The following is a 17986-nucleotide window of genomic DNA, read 5'->3' on the forward strand; positions in this document are numbered from 1 at the left end:
TTTCCCCGGCCTCGCTCCTGCTCTAAGCGGGCCGCATGGCTCCCGGTCTCACCCCTTCGCTACCTGCCACTTTCTGGCAGGCCGCCCTGCGCGGAATTCGCAGCAGGTGCCCCCGCTGCGGGGAAGCGCCGCTGTTTCGCAAGTGGCTCAAGCCGCTCGACGCCTGTCCGCATTGCGGAGTCGACTGGAGCCCGCAACGCGCCGACGATTTCCCTGCCTACATCGCCATCATCGTCACCGGCCACCTGATGGCGCCGCTGATCATCGCCTTGTCCAAGGACTTCGACCTGGGCCCCGCCGGCATGTTCGCGATCCTGGTGCCGCTCGCACTGGTGATGATGCTGGGCTTGCTTCAACCCTCGAAAGGCGCGGTCATCGCCGCGCAGTGGTGGTACGGACTTCACGGCTTCAGCAAGGAAAGACTGCCCGAAAATGAGGGCACAGAGGCAGGTTCGGACCAGGTATGACGCTTACACCGGATCGGCTTGAGCGGTTCGCCCGTCACATCGTGCTGCCCGAAGTGGGCGGCACGGGACAGATGGCGCTGGCCGAAGCCCACGTGGTGCTTGTCGGCTGCGGCGGGATCGGCAGTCCTGCCCTTCAGTATCTCGCCGCAGCCGGCATAGGCCGACTGACCCTGGTGGATGACGACGTCGTCGACGTCAGCAACCTCCAGCGCCAGACGATTTTCACGCCGTCTGATATCGGCAAGCCCAAGGCGGAAGCGGCGGCCGAATGGGTGCGGCGTTTTGATCTTGGCCTTGAGGTTCGTGCGATCGTCCAGCGGGTGGGAATTGAAAACGTCGCACAGATCCTCGCCGGCGCGAGCCTCGTACTGGACGGTTGTGACAACTTCGCGACTCGCCTGCTGGTGTCAGATGCCTGCGTCAAACTGGAGCTGCCGCTGACGAGCGCCGCGGTGGGACGATTTCAGGGCCAGGTCGCGAACTTCGCCGGCCACCTGTCCGACCAGCCTTGCTACCGCTGCTTCGTGGGCGATGCCTTCGATGCCGAGGATTGCGACACTTGTGCCGCCGACGGCGTACTGGGCGCGATGGTCGGCATGGTCGGCACTTTCGCAGCCATGCACGCCATGCGCGTCCTGCTTGCCGGCCGCGCCGCGCTGGGCGAGCCGCAGTTCGGTACGCTCCAGCTCATCGACGGCCTTGCCCCCTCGATGCGCCCGCTGCGAATCGCCAAGGACCCCGGTTGCAAGGGTTGCGGCACCCCAGCCTGACGCCGCGCGTCGCCCCCGGGCTCATTTCCGGGTCAGCAGCTCGTCCACCCAGGCCGGCACCACATCGGTCGCCGGGCCGTGCCGCGACTCGTCGAACCAGCTGCTGCCCTGGCTCGGCTCCAGGTTGAGTTCGAGCGTCGCCGCCCCCAGCTCCCGCGCATTGCGCACGAAGCCTGCTGCAGGATAGACCGCACCCGATGTACCGATCGAGACGAACAGGTCCGCCTCGCGCAGGGCCGCGAAGATCTCTTCCATACGATAGGGCATCTCGCCGAACCACACGACGTCGGGCCGCAGCGCGGCCACCCCGCATTCGGGGCAGGCCGGGCGATCCAGCAACGGACCGGTCCAGGGCGAGCGCTCGTCGCAGGCAGTACACCAGGCGTTGAGGTGTTCGCCGTGCATGTGCAGGACCCGCGTCGCCCCGGCCCGCTCGTGCAGGTCGTCGACGTTCTGGGTGACGATCAGCAGTTCCCCCCGCCACTCGGCATCGAGCCGGGCAAGGGCGTGGTGCGCGGCATTGGGCTGCTTGGTCTGGATCGCCTCGCGCCGCATGTCGTAGAAGCGCAGGACAAGCTCGGGGTCGCGGGCGAAAGCCTCGGGCGTCGCCACGTCTTCCACCCGGTGCTGCTCCCACAAACCGCCGGCATCGCGGAAGGTGTCGATGCCGCTTTCGGCCGAAACCCCGGCACCTGTGAGGATCACGATATTGCGGATCTGGTTCATGCAAATTCCCGTAGCATCACCCCGACCTTGTTTCAGGGGCCGTTTTTCGCCATGCGCAGGACGATGTCTGGGGCACGAACCACGCCGAAACAAGTTCGGCTTGCCGCCCCCATGGAGATTGTAACGTGGCACGTATCGGAATCATCGGCAGCGAAGGTCGCATGGGACGCGCAATCGCGGAAGCGATCGGTGCGGCGGGCGAGGAACTGGCAGGCGGAGTGGACAAGGACGGCGACGTCGCCGCGCTGGCCGCCAAGGCCGATGTCCTGATCGACTTCTCCAGCCCCGGTGCGCTCGAAGGCAACCTCGAGGCGGCGATCGCGGCGGACACCCCGATCGTCGTCGGCACCACGGGGCTCGAAGAACGCCACCACTGGCTGATCGACACGGCGGCCGAATCGATTCCGGTGCTGCAGACCGGCAATACCTCGCTGGGCGTCACCCTGCTGGCGCATCTCGTGCGCGAGGCCGCGAGCCGCCTGGGCGAAGACTGGGACATCGAGATCGTCGAGACCCATCACCGCATGAAGGTCGACGCGCCCTCGGGCACCGCCCTGCTGCTGGGCGAGGCTGCCGCCAAGGGCCGCGGCATTGCGCTGGCGGACAATTCCGAGCGCGGCCGCGACGGCATCACCGGCAAGCGCGAGGCCGGCACTATCGGCTTTGCCGCCTTGCGCGGCGGCACCGTGGCGGGCGATCACACGGTTCATTTCCTGGCCGAGAACGAGCGCCTCGCCCTGTCGCACATGGCCGAGAACCGGGGCATCTTCGCGCGCGGCGCGGTCAAGGCGGCGCAGTGGATGCTGGAGCGCAAGCCCGGCCGCTACACAATGCCCGAGGTCCTCGGGCTCTAGGGCGCAATCCGGTGAAGAAGGACAACGTCTTCGAGTTCTTCCGGCGCCTGGCCGAGCTGAACCCCTCGCCCGAGACGGAGCTGGAATTCGGCAATACCTACCAGCTCCTCGTCGCCGTGGTGCTCTCCGCGCAGGCGACCGACGTCGGCGTCAACAAGGCCACCCGCGCCCTGTTCCGGGAGGTGAAGACCCCCGCGCAGATGGTCGCGCTGGGGGAAGAGGGGTTGAAGGAGCACATCAAGACGATCGGCCTGTTCAACTCCAAGGCGAAGAACGTCATCGCCCTGTCCGAGATCCTGGTCGAGCGTTACGACGGCGAAGTGCCGCAGGACCGTGACGCGCTCGTCGAATTGCCGGGCGTTGGCCGCAAGACCGCGAACGTCGTCATGAACTGCGCCTTCGGAGCCGAAACCTTTGCTGTCGACACGCATATCTTCCGCGTCGGCAACCGCACCGGGCTCGCCAAGGGCAAGACCCCGCTCGCGGTCGAAAAGCAGCTTGAGAAAAAGGTGCCGGCCCCTTTTCGCGTCGGCGCGCACCACTGGCTGATCCTGCACGGCCGATACATCTGCAAGGCTCGCAGCCCCGAATGCTGGCGCTGCCCGGTCGTTGACTTGTGCGGCTACAAGCCCAAGATCATGCAGAAGGGAGCCGCGAAAAAGGCTTCCTGACAGGAGGTTGCCATGAAGCGTTCCATCGCATTGTCCATTGCCTTGCTGCCGCTGGCGCTCACCGCCTGCGCGAAGACCGCGCCGGGCGAGGCACCGCCGGCCTCACCGGCGGCAGAAGTGATCGGCAAGGCCGTGAGTTGCCTGCCGCTCACCAGTTATTCGACCACCCGCATCCGCGACGACTGGACCATCGATTTCATCGGCGGCGCCGGAAGCAAGGTCTGGCGCGTCACGCTGCCCCACAAGTGCCCTGGCCTGAAATCCGCGGACAGCTTCAGCTTCGAAACTTCGCTGACGCAGCTGTGCAGCAACGACATCATCTATCCCATCCGCCAGTACGGCGGCCAGTACCAGCGCGAAGGGGCCTGCGGGCTGGGCGACTTCGTACCGGTCAAGCTGCTCGACAAGTAAGCCGGTCCGGCAGACGCGGCGCCAGGTAGCCGCCTAGACGTCGTCGGCGCTGATCATTTCGGTCAGGTCGATCTCGTTCGTCATGACCGCAACCGCCGTCGTCACCGCCGAATCGCCGGTGACGTTGGTGGCGGTGCGCATCATGTCCATGATCCGGTCCACCCCGGCGACGAAGGCGATGGTCTCCAGCGGGACGCCGACGGCCCCGAACACCAATGCCATCATGATCAGTCCGGCCCCCGGAATGCCGGCCGCGCCGACCGAGCCGAGCGTCGCAAGCACGGAGATCACGATGTAGTCCGAAAAGCCGAGATGAATGCCGAAGATCTGGGCGCCGAACAGGGTGGCCAGACCCAGGTACATCGCCGTGCCGTCCATGTTGATCGTCGCCCCCAGCGAGACGACGAAGCTGGCGGTCGGACGGCTCACGCCCAGGTTGCGTTCTGCGCAGCGCAGCGTCACCGGCAGGGTCGCATTGGAAGAGGCTGTCGAATAGGCGACTGCCATGGCGTCGATGATGCCGCGGAAGAAGTGGCGTACCGGCAGACGGGCCAGGAACTTGATGATCGCGGTGTACATGACGCCGATGATCAGCAGGCAGCCCAGGTAATTGAGCGCGACGAGCTTGGCCAGCGCGACGAGGGCATCCTGCCCCAGCGTCCCTGCGACCCACGCCATCAGCGAGAAGACGCCGAACGGGGTCAACTCCATGACGATCATCGTCACCTTCTGCATGACGATCGAGCCGCTATCGAAGACGCGGACGAGCGGCTGGCCTTCCTCCTTGGCCATGACGATGCCGATGCCGATCAGCAGGGCGAAGACGATGAGCGGCAGGACCTGCGCATCGGCCATCACCTTGACCGGGCTTTCCGGCACCATCGAGAGGATCATGTCGACCGCGCTGGCTGCCACGGGCTCGGGCGTCGCGCCTGCTGCGATCGCGCTCGTATCGACGCCGATACCCGGCGCGAAGATCGTGCCGAGGGCAAGGCCAAGCCAGACGGCGATCTGGCCGGTCACCACGAACAGCACCATCGCCCGCCAGCCGACCGCGCCCAGCTTGCGCAAGTCGCCGATTGAAGCGACGCCGCCGACGATCGAGACGAAGATCAACGGCACGACCAGCATCTTGATCGACTTGATGAAGAAGTCGCCGATCCACTTGATCGATTCGGCTTCGGGCCCCCACAGCAGCCCGGTGATCACGCCCAGGACCAGTGCAGCGACCACGCGCTGCCAGAGGGGCACGGCAAACCAGAAACGCAGCATCGATTACCCCTTCCGGCACTGCGGGAGGAAACCCGCAGGCCACTGGCCGTCACCGCGAAGGGGCGACGCGATCAAGATCATCGCCCAAGGCTCGCAAGCGCAGGGCGATAATTCAAGCCTTCAGGGCGTTTTGTACCGTCCTTCGATAGATCCGGGCCAGAACCTCGAGATCTTCCAGTGCCACGGCCTCGTCGCGCTTGTGCATCGTCGCGTTGCACAGGCCGAATTCGATGACCGGCGAAATGTTCTTGAGGAAGCGCGCGTCGGACGTCCCGCCGCTGGTCGACAGTTCCGGTTCGACGCCGGTCTCTGCGCGGATCGCGTCGGCAAGGAGGTCGGAGAACGCGCCCGGCTCGGTCAGGAATGCCTCGCCAGAGATCACCGGGCGGGCGGTGCCGCCGTGCTTCTCGGCAATCTCCGTCACGCGCGCGCCCAGCTCCGCGCCCGTATGCAGGTCGTTGAAGCGGATCGAGATGCGCGCCATCGCCTTGGCGGGAATCACGTTGTGCGCGGGATTGCCGACGGTGATGTCGGTCACTTCGAGGTTCGAGGCCTGGAACCAGTCGGTCCCCTCGTCAAGCAGCAGCGCGTTGAGTTCGGCCAGCATCGCGACGAGCGGCGTGATCGGGTTATGGGCGAGGTGCGGATAGGCGACGTGGCCCTGCGTCCCTTCGACCTCGAGGAAGATATTCACCGAGCCGCGGCGACCGATCTTCATCATGTCGCCGAGACGATTGACGGACGTCGGCTCGCCGACAAGGCACAAGTCGGGAATGTCGCCACGCTCGCGCATCAGCTCGATCAACGCAACGGTGCCGAAACGCGCCGGGCCTTCCTCGTCGCCAGTAATGACAAAGCTGATCGTGCCCGCATCCTGCGGAATTTCACCCACGGCCGCGACCATCGCCGCAATCGAGCCCTTCATGTCGACGGCCCCGCGGCCATAGAGCAGCTCGCCGCGTCGCTCGGGCATGAAGGGCGCGCTCGTCCAGCCCTCGCCCGGCGGAACGACATCGAGATGCCCGGCGAAGGCGAAGTGACGCGAACCTTCCGGCCCCTTGCGGATCGCGAAGAGGTTCTCGACCGGACCGTCCGGCGCCTCCCCCGCGACGAAGCGCACGACTTCGAAGCCGAGCGGCTTGAGCTGGCCTTCGAGACAGTCGAACACCATCCCCGCGGCAGGGGTGACGCTGGGGCAGGCAATCAGGGCTTCGGCAAGCTCGGCAACGCTTGCAGTGGAAGGCGCGGTCTGGGACATATCGCGGCCCATCGCATATGCCTGCGGCCTTGACCATAGGGGGTAAAGAGGAAGCCATGCCGAAAATCGATCTCGATGCGATTCCGCAGTCCAACGCCACCGGCTACCCCGACCCTTTCGACAAGGCCGTAGAAGGCCGCTGGTGGAAGCGCCTTGCGCCTGCGGGCGGGCTGACCGAGATGGGCGCAAGCCATGTCGTCCTGAAGCCCGGCGCGTGGTCCAGCCAGCGCCACTGGCACGAAGGCGAGGACGAACTGCTCGTCATGCTGAGCGGCGAGGCCGTGCTGATCGAGAACGAGGGACGCACCGTACTGCGCGCGGGCGACATCTGCGCCTGGCCCAAGGGCGTCGAGAACGGGCACCACCTCGTCAACGAGAGCGGGGAAGACTGCGTCTTCGTCGCCATCGGCGCGGGCAAGGACACATGCGGCTCCTATCCGGACATCGACATGATGTGGAACGAGACAGGCTACGTCCGCAAGGACGGGACGCCTTACTGAGCGCGCGCAGGTCCGCTCCCGGGGCCGATCAGGTCGCGGGGACCTCGAACTGCTCGATCACCCAGTCCTCGGATTCGGCGGCGCTGACCCACTGCTGCATCCATTCGTGTTCCCAGACTGCCTGCATGTAGGCCTGGGCGAAGCCGGGTACGCCGACGCCGTAAGTCAGGAAGCGGCTGACGACAGGGGCATAGAAGACGTCGGCGGCGCTGAACGTGCCGAACAGGAACGGCCCCCCGCCGCCGAAGCGCGCCCGCGCCTCGGCCCAGAGCGTCAGGATACGCACGATGTCGCCGCGCACCTCGTCATCCACCTGCGCGCCTTCCACCCGCGCACGCACGTTCATCGGCAGCGAGCGCCGCAGCGGCAGATAGCTGGAATGCATTTCGGCGACCATCGAGCGGGCCATCGCGCGGGCATCGTCCGGCTTGGGCCAGAAACGGTCACGGCCCACCTTGTCTGCCAGGTAGTCGACGATCGCCAGGCTGTCCCACACGACCGCCTCGCCATCCCACAGGATCGGCACCTTGCCGTGCGAAGGCGCGAGTTCGCCCTCGATCTTGCGCTGGTCCCAGTCGTCGCCGTAGATCGGGACCGTCAGCTCCTCGAAATGCAGGCCGGATTGCTTGCAGGCCAACCAGCCGCGCAGCGACCAGCTCGAATAGTTCTTGTTGCCGATGATCAGCTTCACAGGCGGCGGTCCCTCTCGCTTGAAGGCCGGACCTAGAAGTTAAGGCGTGCCGTGTCGAGGGTGAAGCGGGGCGCAGCGCCCCTTCCGGCGCTTCAACGGCGCGATCAGAACAGCAGCGTCAGCCAGTAGAACAGGGCGCCGACGATCGCGCTGGCGGGGATTGTGATGAACCACGCCACGATCACCCGGCTCGCCACGCTCCAGCGTACCGCGCTGGCACGACGGGCCGCGCCGGTACCGACGACCGATCCGGTGATGGCATGGGTGGTCGAGACCGGAATGCCCAGCGCGCTGGCGCCGAAGACGACGATCGAGCCTGCCGACGAGGCGCAGAAGCCCGAGTGATGGTTGAGCTTGGTCAGCTTGGAGCCCATCGTCTTGATGATCTTCCAGCCGCCCGAGAGCGTGCCCAGCGCAATCGCGGTGTAGCACGAGAGCACGACCCATTCGGGAACGTGGAAATCGCCCGAGAGGTGGCCTGTCGAGTAGAGCAATACGGCGATGATGCCCATGGTCTTCTGGGCGTCGTTGCCGCCATGGCTGATCGAATAGGCCGCCGAGGACAACAGGTGCAGCCCCTTGAACACGCTGTTCGATCCGCGCGGGGAAGATCCCCTGAACAGCCAGCTGGTCACCAGCATCAGCGCCATGGCGATGGCAAAACCGATGATGGGCGACAGGAAGATGGCAACGATCGTCTTGGTCGTGCCCGAGCTTTCGACGACGCCGGGCCCCGCCGCTGCGATACCGGCACCCAGCAGGCCACCGATCAGCGCGTGGCTGGAGCTGGAAGGGATACCCTTGAGCCAGGTCACCACGTTCCAGAACATCGCCCCGACAAGCGCCCCGAAGACGACGGCAGGCGTCACTGCATCCTTGTCGATGATGCCCTTGCCCACTGTCTCGGCGACATGGAGGCCGACGAAGAAGTAGGCCGCGAAATTGCCCAGCGCGGCGAACAGGACGGCCACGACCGGCGAAAGCAGGCGCGTCGCCACCACCGTGGCGATCGCGTTGGCGGCATCGTGCAGCCCGTTGAGAAAGTCGAAGGCCAGCGCAAGCGCGACGAGGCCGATCAGCAATGGCAGGGCGAGACTATGATCCATGAGGGCAGGAAATCGGCGTCAGGCGTGATCGATGACGAGACCGTCGATCTCGTTGGCGAGGTCCTCGAAACGGTCGACCACGCGCTCGAGGCGCTTGAACATCTCCTGGCGGACGATGAAGTGCAGCGGGTCCTTGCCGGTGCTCTGCTTGAACAGGCGCTTCATGCCAGCGGCGTGGATCTCGTCGGCATGGCCTTCCATGCGCACGAGGCGCTCGGTCAGCTCGTGAAGGCGATGGCCGTTATCGGCAACCTTGCGCAGCAGCGGCATGGCCTCGGCGGTGAGACGCGCCGAATCGACGATGATCGCAGCCATGTCGCGCATTTCCGGCTCGAAGTCGGTAATGTCGTAAAGATCGCAGGCGCCGGCCACCTGCTGCATCTCGTCGATGGCATCGTCCATCGTCGTGATCAGGCTGGTGATCGAGGAACGGTCGAACGGGGTCAGGAAGGTACGGCGCACCGCATGGAGCACTTCGCGGGTGATCTCGTCGGCGTCGTGCTCGCGCTCCTCGATCTCGCGGATGTGCTGGTTGCGGCCCGCGCCGCCCTGGGCAAGGCGCGCAAGAGCGTCGGCACCGGCGACCAGCGTGGCGGCCTGCTGCTCGAACAGCTCGAAGAAGTTCCCCTGCTGCGGAAGCAGCTTCTGGAACCAGGCAAACATGGCATTGACCCCTGTCTTGTCGGCAACCGTTTCGAACAGCCGGCTACCTTGGGTAGCGGCGCGAAACTCCCGGGCGCCGAAACTGCGGATGAGTGCGGCGAGGTCTTCCTCGTCCACGGCATTGGCGGCGTCTGTCAGCGAAAACCAGCGGCGATCGCGCTGGTGCTGCTCGTCCCAGGTCGGAAGCTCTTCCGTCACCGCGAAAGGAAAAACGTCGACGTCGGCCCAGACCGAGGCGCCCGAATTGCGGCGCTTGCGATAGCGATAGGACCCCAGCGGCGTCGGGCAGACCGCGCCGAGCACGCCGGCCTCTTCTTCTGCCTCGAGGGCAGCGGCGGCATGCGGCTGGAGGTTCTTCATGAGGTTGCCCTTGGGCATCACCCAGCGACGCGTCTCGCGCGAGGTGATCAACAGGATCTCGATCGGTGCATCCACCGCGGGTCCCTGTGTGCGATAAGGCAGAACGGCAATCTGGCGCAGCGGCAAGACTATCCTCCTTCCTCAACACGCACTGGCGGGCCCACTAGGGGACTCTTGAGTGTCACGCAATCGTCATATTCCGGGATTTCCCCGGAGTCGCCCTGCGGCACGGCGCGCCGGGCTGGCGGGACTATCGCACATGATAGACCGCCGAACCCGATAATTCGATGAATGTCAGTAACGTAGTCCTCGCGAGGACCCGATTCAGATCTCTGAGTCGGCCAGAACTGCCGCGCGCAATTCGGCGATGCCCATGCCCTTTTCGGAAGACGTGATATGCACTTCCGGGAAAGCGGCGGGATGCTTGCGCGCCTCGGCCACGGTCTCGGCATGGACCTTTTCCAGCTCTGTCGCCTTGATCTTGTCGGCCTTGGTCAGGACGATTCGGTAACCGACGGCAGCCTCGTCGAGCATCTTCATCATCTCGGCGTCGACGGCCTTCACGCCGTGGCGCGCATCGACGAGCAGCAACGTGCGCTTGAGCACCACCCTGCCGCGCAGGAAGTCGCGCACGAGGCGCCGCCACTTCTCGACCACGGCCGGGGGAGCCTTGGCGAAGCCGTAGCCCGGCATGTCGACGAGGCGGAACAGCAGCGGCTCGCCGACCTCGAAGAAGTTCAGCTCCTGCGTGCGCCCCGGCGTCACCGAGGTGCGCGCGATCGCCTTGCGCCCCGTCAGCGCGTTGAGCAGCGAGGACTTGCCGACATTGGAGCGGCCGCAGAAGGCGATCTCCGGCACGTCCGGGTCAGGCAGGAACTTGAGCGCGGGCGCACTCTTCAGGAACGTCACCGGTCCTGCAAAGAGCTTGCGCGCGCGCTCGGTCAGTTCTTCGAATTCCTCGCTCACGGGGTCAGTCCGATCAGGCCTTTACGCGCTTCTTGTCGCCCGCGTCCTTCTCGGCCTGGGCCTTGAGCTGCGGATGACGACTGTAGAGGAACTTCTGCTGCGCGATGGTCAGAAGGTTGGAGGTGATCCAGTAGACCAGAAGGCCCGAGGCGAAGGGTGCCATGATGAACATCATGAACCACGGCATGATCATGAAGATCTGCTGCTGGGTCGGGTCCATCTGCGCCGGGTTCAGCTTGAACTGCAGGAACATGGTGATGCCCAGCAGAAGTGCGAGCACGCCGATGGCCAGGAAGCCGGGCGGGTCGAACGGCAGCAGGCCGAACAGGTTGAGGATGTGCAGCGGGTCAGGCGCGGAAAGATCCTTGATCCACAGCACGAAAGGCTGGTGGCGCATCTCGATGGCCAGGATCAGGGTCTTGTAGAGCGCGAAGAACACCGGGATCTGAAGGAACATGGGGAGGCAGCCCGCCAGCGGGTTCACGCCTTCCTCCTTGTACAGCTTCATCACTTCCTGCTGCTGCTTCTGCTTGTCGTCCTTGTAGCGCTCTTGCAGCGCCTTCATCTTCGGCTGGATCGCGCGCATCGCGGCCATCGAGGCGAACTGGCGCTGGGCGATGGGGAACATGATGCCGCGCACGATCAGCGTGAGCAGGATGATGGCGACACCGAAATTGCCGACGAGGCTGAACAGCTTCACCAGCAGCCAGAAGATCGGCTTTTCGAACCAGCGGAACCAGCCCCAGTCGATGGCAAGGCCGAAGTTGGTGATGCCCTGCTTTTCATAGGCGTCGAGCACGTTGTGCTCCTTGGCGCCCGCAAAGAGCTTGGTCGTGCGCGAAAGGCGCTGGCCGGGCTGCACGATGCTCTGGTCGTAGATCAGGTCGGCGCGGAACAGGTTGTTGCCGAGCGAACGGAACGTGCCTTCGGCTTTCGAGCCGACCGGAGCGAGGGTCGACATCCAGTAGACGTCGGTAAAGCCGATCCAGTCGGTGTTGCCGGCTTCCTTGACCGTGCCCTTGCCGGACACGTCGCTGTAATTGGTCGAGAAGCTGACCGAGCCGTCGAAAGCGCCGATAGGACCGGAGTGGACGTTCCAGGTGTCGAGGCTGGCGGTCTGGTCGGTGCGGTTGACGAGGCCGAAGGGCTGGACCGTGATCGGCGCCGAGCCCTTGTTGTCGACCGTCTGCTCGGCCGTGATCATGTAATTCTTGTCGATCGCGAAGCGGATCGAATAGGTCTGGCCGCTGCCGTCGTTCCAGCTCAGCGTGACCGGGCTGGACGGTGTAAGCCTTGCGCCCTTCTGCGCGGTCCACACGGTCTTGGCATTGGGCGTGGCGACGCCGCTGCCGACCCAGCCGAACTGGGCGAACTGCTGCGCGGGAGTGCCGGCGGGCGAGAAGATGCGGACCGGGCCCGAATCCTTCTTCACCGTCTCACGGTGGCGATTGATGACAAGGTCGTCGACGATTGCGCCGGTAAGGTTGATCGAGCCCGAAAGACCCGGTGCCTCGATCGGCAGGCGACCGCCTTCGGCCAGTGCCGACTTCAGGTCCTGCTTTTCGAGCGCGACGTCGGCCGCGTCACGCAGACCACCCTCGCGAGTCGGCTTGATCGAGCTGGACGGGCTGGATGCCTGTTCGGCGCCGCCAGCCTGCTCGACCTTCGTCGGCGTCTTGGCCTGCGGGTAGAAATAGCCGACTCCGGCTTCCCACCCGAAGAGGACAAGCGCGGTCAGGAGGACCGCGAGGATGATATTACGCTGATTTTCCACGAAGACGTTTTCCTGTCGAGTTCCCGCCAGTGGCGACGCGAGACGCGCCGCCTGTATTGCATCGTTCAGTCCGGGACGGGGTCATAGCCGTGCCCACCCCACGGTTGGCAGCGCAATAGACGCTTGAACGCGAGCCAGCCACCCTTAATCGCACCATGTTTTTTCACCGCCTCGATCGCATATTGCGAACAGGACGGCGAGTAGCGGCAGGTTGGCGGCATGATCCGCGAAGGCCCCCACTGCCAGGCCCGGGCCACGGCAATGAGAATGAAGCCTGGAACCGCTGCGATAAAGGCCAGCGCCCTCTTCATGTCGTCCCTGCGCCCCCCGGCCTCGCGGCGCTCCTGTTGCCACCTCGACCTTTGCCGCCACCCTTGCGCCCCCTCGCACCGCGAGGCGGATCGCCCTTGCCCTCGCGCGCACGGCCGAGAGCGGCTACGAGTTCCTCGCGCAAGCGCGCGAATTCGCGCTCCACACCGTTATCGCGCCCGATCAGGACATGGTCGGTATCGGCAAGGCCATGCTCAGGCAGCAGCTCGCGCAGCAGCGCACGAAAGCGGCGCTTCATGCGGTTGCGCACCACCGCGTTGCCGATTTTCTTGGTAACGGTGATGCCCGCGCGCTGCCCCTTGCCGCCATTGGCATTGGCCAGCAGCACGAAACCCGGCCGCGCCACCCTGATACCGCGATTGGCGGCCAGGAAGTCCGCTCGGCGGGACATCGTGGTGTAGGCGGCGCTCATGACAGGGGTCTATCGCAATCCGGGGCGCTGCGGAACCGCGTCAGGCGATTCGCGAATCCCTTCCGGTTCCAAACGGCGCCAGCTCCAAACGGCATCGGCCCGCGCCCCCGCCCGGTTCCCCGTCTAGCGGGAAGCCGGATGGAGGCGCGGGCCGGTGCGAGTCCAGCCGTGAGGCTGGATCAGGTCAGGCCGAGAGCTTCTTGCGGCCGCGGGCGCGGCGAGCGCGAAGCACCTTGCGGCCGCCAACGGTCGCCATGCGGGCGCGGAAGCCGTGACGGCGGGCGCGGACAAGGCGGCTGGGCTGGAAAGTGCGCTTCATGTCAGTCCTCGAAATTCAACAAACGGCCCCGGGAGGCCCGAACAAAATCCGATCGCCCATGCAGACGACCGCTAAACAGAAGCGCGCCGTTACTGGAGGCCCGGAACAGAGTCAAGGCAAAGGCGGCGGCAGAGGTATCGAATTCGTCGCCCGTACCTGCCCGATATACCCGGCGCACATGGCAGTCCCGGCTTTGCATGACAATACTGGCCCAAGCATGATAAGTTATTAACTAACGGTTAGTCGGCACGGCGACCAGCTGCTCCATTCGGTCCGGGGGGACAAGAATTGAAAAAGTATCTTGCTCTCGCTTCCCGCGACCCCTGAACTGTGGGTGAAACAGTACCGATGCAACAGAAAGAAGACATTGGCGTATTGGTGGGCTGGTCTTCTCAGGACCTGGGCACCAACATCGTCGTCGACCTCCAGACGTTTGAGAAGACGAGCTGGAAAGCTGGCGAAGAACCTGATCACACACGGATTTTCCTGACCAAGAGCCAGGCCGCCGTGCTGGCAAACTACCTGCTGAAAGCGTCCGGCTCGCTCACCCCGGCCAAGCGCAAGGGGTTCCTGCAATCGCTGTTTGACTAATCGCCGATTGGTCGAAGAGGCGCCGCATTCAGGAAGGTCGAACGGCTCAGGCTCCGCCCCTGTCCAGCGAAACCCAAAGCCCCATTTCGTTCGCGCCGAACCAGCGGGCCGATTCGAACGGGACCGAATTGGTCATGGCATAAAAGGCCTGAGCTTCGATCGGGCTCATGCCCATCTGCTCGTAATAGACGATGTAGCGGCGATTCTCCGGCGCATTGGCGGCATAGTCGTCCGGTTCCAGTCCAGTGTCGTCCATCCACGAATGGACCGCGAATTCCGCTCCGGCATCGGCATAGCGCCGCGCGCCTGCCAGAAACAGCTCGACGCCGCCCGATCTGACCGAGCCGCCCGCAGGAACATGAGTGGCAATTCCCTTGTCGCGGATCATCCGCCCCAGCCGCAGGTTGGCGAGGTCGTCTTCGGTGCCCGGGCATTCGATCATCTCGATCATGCCGATGCCCGGATAGTCCTTGAGCATGGCGGCGAACTGGGCGGGGCTGCGGGCATCGGTGACGTCGACCAGCGCGGCATGGCCATCGTCCAGCACGCGGAACGGGCCATAGGCGGCGATACCCTGCGGGATTGCGGCAACCTCGCCATGCAGTATGCGCTCGCCGCCGTCGCCGGCATGATCGGCATCCACATCGACGACCTCATAGGTGATCTCTTGTGCCGACAGGGGGGACAAGACAGTCAGAGCCACCAGGGCAAGGATCGCAGCGGTCGAGCGCATGCCCGCGAAAATGCGGCTCCGCCACTTACCCAAGCCCTGCGCGATTCGGTTAAAAGCGTGTAAGGGATAAATTCCCTGGCTGCGCCCGCCCTCCGCTTCTGCAAGGATCGCATCGTCCAACACGCGGATTTGCAAGGAAAAAGGGTAAGGGAGTGGTCTCACTCGTCGCGACGGTCGCCTACCTCGGGCTGGAGGCGCGCGCTGTCGAAGTGCAGTGCCAGGTCGCTCCCGGGATGCCCGGCTTCCATCTCGTCGGCCTGCCCGACAAGGCAGTGGGCGAAAGCCGCCAGCGGGTGAACGCCGCGCTCACGTCGATGGGCCTCGCGCTTCCTCCCAAGCGGATCACGATCAACCTCTCCCCTGCGGACCTGCCCAAGGAAGGCTCGCACTACGACCTGCCGATAGCGCTTTCGCTGCTGGCGGCGATGGGCGTTGTCGATGCCGAACACCTGGCCGACTTCGTGGCCGTGGGCGAACTCGCGCTCGATGGCAGGGTAATCCCCTCACCCGGGGTGCTGCTCGCCGCGCTCCATGCCAGCGAGACGGAGAAAGGACTGATCTGTCCGGCCGCGCAAGGCAGCGAGGCCAGTTGGGTGAGCGGCGGCAGAGACGGCGTGCCGGTGCTGGCCGCGCCGGATCTCGTCAGCCTGCTCAATCACCTCAAGGGCACGCAGGTCCTGCGCCCACCCGAACCGGGCCGCGCCGACCCGGTGCCCAGCGGGCCGGACCTCAGGCAGGTGAAGGGCCAGGAAACCGCCAAGCGGGCCCTCGAAATCGCGGCGGCCGGGTCGCACAACCTGCTGATGGCAGGTCCGCCGGGTGCGGGAAAGTCGCTGCTCGCCTCGTGCCTGCCCGGCATCCTGCCCGAGCTGACCGCGGCCGAGGCGCTGGAAGTCTCGATGGTCGCCTCGGTCGCCGGGACGCTTGAGGAGGGCCGCATTTCCCGTGCCCGGCCCTATCGCGCGCCGCACCACTCCGCCTCGATCGCGGCGCTGACCGGCGGGGGACTGAAGGTCAGGCCCGGAGAGATCTCCATGGCCCACCTTGGCGTGCTGTTCCTCGACGAACTTCCGGAATTCCAGCGCGCCGTGCTCGATTCACTGCGCCAGCCGCTGGAAACCGGCGAAGTCACCGTCGCGCGGGCCAATGCCCATGTCACCTTTCCGGCGCGCGTCCAGCTTGTCGCCGCGATGAACCCGTGCCGCTGCGGCCACCTGGGCGATCCGGCGCTGGCCTGCTCACGCGCACCGAGATGCGCTGCGGATTATCAGAGCAAGGTTTCCGGCCCCCTGCTCGACCGCATCGACCTGCACGTCGACGTCGATCCGGTCCGCGCCGTCGACCTCGCCCTGCCACCACCTATGGAAGGTTCGGCCGAAGTCGCCCGGCGCGTCGGCCGCGCACGGGCAATCCAGTCGCAGCGCCTTGAGGGTACGCCTGCGCGCACCAATGCGGAACTCGGCGGAGACCTGCTCGAGCAGCACGCGACACCCGACGAAGACGGGCGCAGGCTCCTGATGCAGGCGGCCGAGGCCATGCACCTGTCCGCCCGCGGCTATACCCGCGTCCTGCGCGTGGCGCGAACGATCGCCGACCTGGCCGGAGCGAAGCAGATCGGCCGGATTCACCTGGCGGAAGCCCTCAGCTATCGCCGGCAGCCGCCGCGCGCCTGAAGTGCCCAGCGGCGCGCGCCTCGCTCTCAATCGGGAAGGTCGAGCTGGCGCAGAACTTCGGCGACGACCCTGGGATCGCTGGCGAAACCCAGGTGGGTGCAGCGCACCGATACGGCCCTGTCGCGCTCGTCGGCCCAGCCGCAGGCCGAACGGGGGTGGATCACCCCGTCGCGCGGGCTCCACAGGGCGATTGTCGGCACCGGCGGCTTGATCGCGAAGTCGACCTCGATCGGCGGCTTGTCCACCGCATGGCCGGTGATGACCTGATAGGCCCGCCAGGCATTGTTGTTGCGCGGGTCGCCCGAGAAGGGCGTGCCCATGGTGATCACCTTGGCGACGTTTTCGGGCTGGCGCTGCGCGATTTCACGGGCGAACAGTCCGCCAAGGCTCCAGCCGACCAGCGCCACCGGATTGCGGTGCTGCCGGGCCAGCGCGCCGACGCGGCGCATGAGATAGGCGAAATTGTGCTGGTTGGGGCCGAAGTTGAAACCCAGCCCCCATTCGTGAACCGAATGCCCGGCCTCGGCCAATGCATCGGCCATCGGCCTCATCCGGTTGGGATGCGCCCCGAAACCGGGCAGCAGCATGACCACCTGCGGATGCTCGGATTTCTCCACCGCGACAGGCTTGGGCCGTCCACGTCGGAGCGAGGCCAGTTCGGCAAGGAAGAGGCGCAGCGAAGGCGCGCGCGCACCTTCCGGCCGGGGCTGGCGGGCCAGAGCCGCGCGGCGGGCAAGCGCCTCGCGCAATCCCGCCAGTCCGTTCTCGGCCCGCCCGTCACTCATGTAATCCGCGTACTCCCTGCCTCGGTACCGCAGCGCCTCAGGATTCGCAGTCGCCGAGGCGCGTCGTCTTCATGTGCATCGACATCTTGGCCATCCGCTCACCCATGCCGGGCATCGACTGCTCCATGTCGAGATTTACCTCGGAGCCCTGCGGGCTGACGGTACCGACCATCGTAGCCATCGCTTTTGCACCGGACTTGTCCTTGCACTCCAACTGAGCGTTCAGAGTACCGCCACTGACGTCGAAGCGCGAATAACTGCACTGGCTGTCGCCAGGTAGCGAATCGAGCATGTCCTTGTAGCCCTTGTCCGCCTCCGCTTGGGTCAGGCAGTAAGTGCGGGGCGGAACGTTCGCCATCATCGTCTTGAACTGGGCAGCGCCTTCCTTGCTCATCCCGGGAACTTCGAACTTCGTGAATTCCACCGTCTGGCGGTACTGGCCAGGCTGCGGAGGTTCGAGCTTGGCAACTTCCTGCTTCGCGACCGAGGCCTGCTCTTCCGGGCTCCTGGCCGGTTCCTTTTCCGAGCCGCATCCCGCGAGCGTCAGCACCGCGATGCCGGCAGCGGCTATGGCGATAAGTGGTTTCATGTCCTGTCTTCCCTCTGGACCATCCCCTTGGGCGAGGGCGTAACACCCGCCCTGTGAACTGCCAA

The 17986-nt window shown here is 65.5% G+C and carries 22 protein-coding genes; 8 read left to right on the forward strand and 14 right to left on the reverse strand.

The genetic code is table 11. The annotated features are described in order from the left end of the window. The first annotated feature begins 35 nt into the window (after positions 1–35). Positions 36–467 carry a DUF983 domain-containing protein gene (locus PP1Y_RS22705; RefSeq protein ID WP_013834277.1) on the forward strand — a complete coding sequence of 144 codons (432 nt, stop codon included), beginning with the start codon at positions 36–38 and terminating at the stop codon, positions 465–467. Beyond that, positions 464–1237, forward strand: a complete 774-nt coding sequence (locus PP1Y_RS22710) for a HesA/MoeB/ThiF family protein (RefSeq protein ID WP_013834278.1) — start codon at positions 464–466, stop codon at positions 1235–1237. The genes PP1Y_RS22705 and PP1Y_RS22710 overlap by 4 nt, the downstream gene beginning before the upstream one ends. Positions 1238–1258: 21 nt before the next feature. Here PP1Y_RS22710 and PP1Y_RS22715 read toward each other — a convergent pair whose 3' ends face one another. Then, entirely contained in the window at positions 1259–1963 is a 705-nt protein-coding gene (locus tag PP1Y_RS22715; protein ID WP_013834279.1) for an NAD-dependent deacylase, read from the reverse strand. Between the two features lie 125 nt (positions 1964–2088). Between PP1Y_RS22715 and dapB the strand changes: the two genes are divergently transcribed. Genes dapB through PP1Y_RS22730 form a run of 3 tightly spaced genes read left to right on the forward strand, consistent with a single transcriptional unit; the run spans position 2089 to position 3899 of the window. Continuing rightward, positions 2089–2817: a 4-hydroxy-tetrahydrodipicolinate reductase gene (dapB, locus tag PP1Y_RS22720; RefSeq protein WP_041559114.1), complete on the forward strand. Its 729-nt coding sequence runs from the start codon at positions 2089–2091 to the stop codon at positions 2815–2817. Positions 2818–2828: 11 nt separating this feature from the next. Next, the gene (gene nth, locus PP1Y_RS22725; RefSeq protein WP_041559115.1) at positions 2829–3488 is read left to right on the forward strand and encodes an endonuclease III; all 660 of its coding nucleotides are present in this window, start codon (positions 2829–2831) and stop codon (positions 3486–3488) included. Between the two features lie 12 nt (positions 3489–3500). After that, positions 3501–3899 carry a hypothetical protein gene (locus PP1Y_RS22730; protein WP_013834282.1) on the forward strand — a complete coding sequence of 133 codons (399 nt, stop codon included), beginning with the start codon at positions 3501–3503 and terminating at the stop codon, positions 3897–3899. Between the two features lie 33 nt (positions 3900–3932). Here PP1Y_RS22730 and PP1Y_RS22735 read toward each other — a convergent pair whose 3' ends face one another. Next, positions 3933–5171 carry a dicarboxylate/amino acid:cation symporter gene (locus PP1Y_RS22735; protein WP_013834283.1) on the reverse strand — a complete coding sequence of 413 codons (1239 nt, stop codon included), beginning with the start codon at positions 5169–5171 and terminating at the stop codon, positions 3933–3935. 112 nt (positions 5172–5283) lie between these two features. Continuing rightward, positions 5284–6429 (reverse strand): succinyl-diaminopimelate desuccinylase, encoded by a 1146-nt coding sequence (gene dapE / locus PP1Y_RS22740; protein ID WP_013834284.1) that lies wholly within the window; start codon positions 6427–6429, stop codon positions 5284–5286. A 56-nt stretch (positions 6430–6485) separates the two neighbouring features. Between dapE and PP1Y_RS22745 the strand changes: the two genes are divergently transcribed. Beyond that, the gene (locus PP1Y_RS22745) at positions 6486–6929 is read left to right on the forward strand and encodes a cupin domain-containing protein (RefSeq protein WP_013834285.1); all 444 of its coding nucleotides are present in this window, start codon (positions 6486–6488) and stop codon (positions 6927–6929) included. A 28-nt stretch (positions 6930–6957) separates the two neighbouring features. On the opposite strand, the gene PP1Y_RS22750 is transcribed toward PP1Y_RS22745, so the two are convergent. From PP1Y_RS22750 to rpmH, 8 genes are all read right to left on the reverse strand, one after another. Then, on the reverse strand, positions 6958–7620 hold the full coding sequence (locus tag PP1Y_RS22750) for a glutathione S-transferase family protein (protein WP_007012259.1): 663 nt from the start codon (positions 7618–7620) through the stop codon (positions 6958–6960). A 104-nt stretch (positions 7621–7724) separates the two neighbouring features. Continuing rightward, positions 7725–8726, reverse strand: a complete 1002-nt coding sequence (locus PP1Y_RS22755; protein ID WP_007012260.1) for an inorganic phosphate transporter — start codon at positions 8724–8726, stop codon at positions 7725–7727. A gap of 18 nt (positions 8727–8744) precedes the next feature. Further along, the gene (locus PP1Y_RS22760) at positions 8745–9869 is read right to left on the reverse strand and encodes a DUF47 family protein (protein WP_083835268.1); all 1125 of its coding nucleotides are present in this window, start codon (positions 9867–9869) and stop codon (positions 8745–8747) included. A gap of 204 nt (positions 9870–10073) precedes the next feature. Continuing rightward, on the reverse strand, positions 10074–10715 hold the full coding sequence (yihA, locus tag PP1Y_RS22765; RefSeq protein WP_007012263.1) for a ribosome biogenesis GTP-binding protein YihA/YsxC: 642 nt from the start codon (positions 10713–10715) through the stop codon (positions 10074–10076). Positions 10716–10728: 13 nt separating this feature from the next. Next, on the reverse strand, positions 10729–12489 hold the full coding sequence (gene yidC / locus PP1Y_RS22770; RefSeq protein WP_013834287.1) for a membrane protein insertase YidC: 1761 nt from the start codon (positions 12487–12489) through the stop codon (positions 10729–10731). Between the two features lie 65 nt (positions 12490–12554). Further along, on the reverse strand, positions 12555–12800 hold the full coding sequence (gene yidD, locus PP1Y_RS25555) for a membrane protein insertion efficiency factor YidD (RefSeq protein WP_083835240.1): 246 nt from the start codon (positions 12798–12800) through the stop codon (positions 12555–12557). Continuing rightward, positions 12797–13231, reverse strand: a complete 435-nt coding sequence (rnpA, locus tag PP1Y_RS22775; protein ID WP_041559116.1) for a ribonuclease P protein component — start codon at positions 13229–13231, stop codon at positions 12797–12799. Before rnpA ends, yidD begins: the two co-directional genes overlap by 4 nt. A gap of 184 nt (positions 13232–13415) precedes the next feature. Further along, positions 13416–13550: a 50S ribosomal protein L34 gene (gene rpmH, locus PP1Y_RS22780; protein ID WP_007012267.1), complete on the reverse strand. Its 135-nt coding sequence runs from the start codon at positions 13548–13550 to the stop codon at positions 13416–13418. A gap of 348 nt (positions 13551–13898) precedes the next feature. Between rpmH and PP1Y_RS22785 the strand changes: the two genes are divergently transcribed. Next, a complete protein-coding gene (locus tag PP1Y_RS22785; RefSeq protein WP_041559117.1) occupies positions 13899–14141 on the forward strand; it encodes a hypothetical protein in 243 nt (80 codons plus the stop codon). 46 nt (positions 14142–14187) lie between these two features. Here PP1Y_RS22785 and PP1Y_RS22790 read toward each other — a convergent pair whose 3' ends face one another. After that, positions 14188–14874: an alpha/beta hydrolase gene (locus tag PP1Y_RS22790; RefSeq protein WP_013834290.1), complete on the reverse strand. Its 687-nt coding sequence runs from the start codon at positions 14872–14874 to the stop codon at positions 14188–14190. 152 nt (positions 14875–15026) lie between these two features. Here PP1Y_RS22790 and PP1Y_RS22795 point away from each other — a divergent pair, with 152 nt between their 5' ends. Then, positions 15027–16547 carry a YifB family Mg chelatase-like AAA ATPase gene (locus PP1Y_RS22795; RefSeq protein ID WP_013834291.1) on the forward strand — a complete coding sequence of 507 codons (1521 nt, stop codon included), beginning with the start codon at positions 15027–15029 and terminating at the stop codon, positions 16545–16547. Between the two features lie 26 nt (positions 16548–16573). Here PP1Y_RS22795 and PP1Y_RS22800 read toward each other — a convergent pair whose 3' ends face one another. Together PP1Y_RS22800 and PP1Y_RS22805 are read right to left on the reverse strand one after the other, a co-directional pair. Continuing rightward, positions 16574–17332, reverse strand: coding sequence for a triacylglycerol lipase (locus PP1Y_RS22800; protein WP_013834292.1), 759 nt, complete (start codon positions 17330–17332; stop codon positions 16574–16576). A 37-nt stretch (positions 17333–17369) separates the two neighbouring features. Then, positions 17370–17921: a DUF3617 domain-containing protein gene (locus PP1Y_RS22805; RefSeq protein WP_013834293.1), complete on the reverse strand. Its 552-nt coding sequence runs from the start codon at positions 17919–17921 to the stop codon at positions 17370–17372. Positions 17922–17986 lie beyond the last annotated feature (65 nt).

It is taken from the genome of Novosphingobium sp. PP1Y, from assembly GCF_000253255.1.
In the GTDB taxonomy this organism is placed as follows: Bacteria; Pseudomonadota; Alphaproteobacteria; order Sphingomonadales; family Sphingomonadaceae; genus Novosphingobium.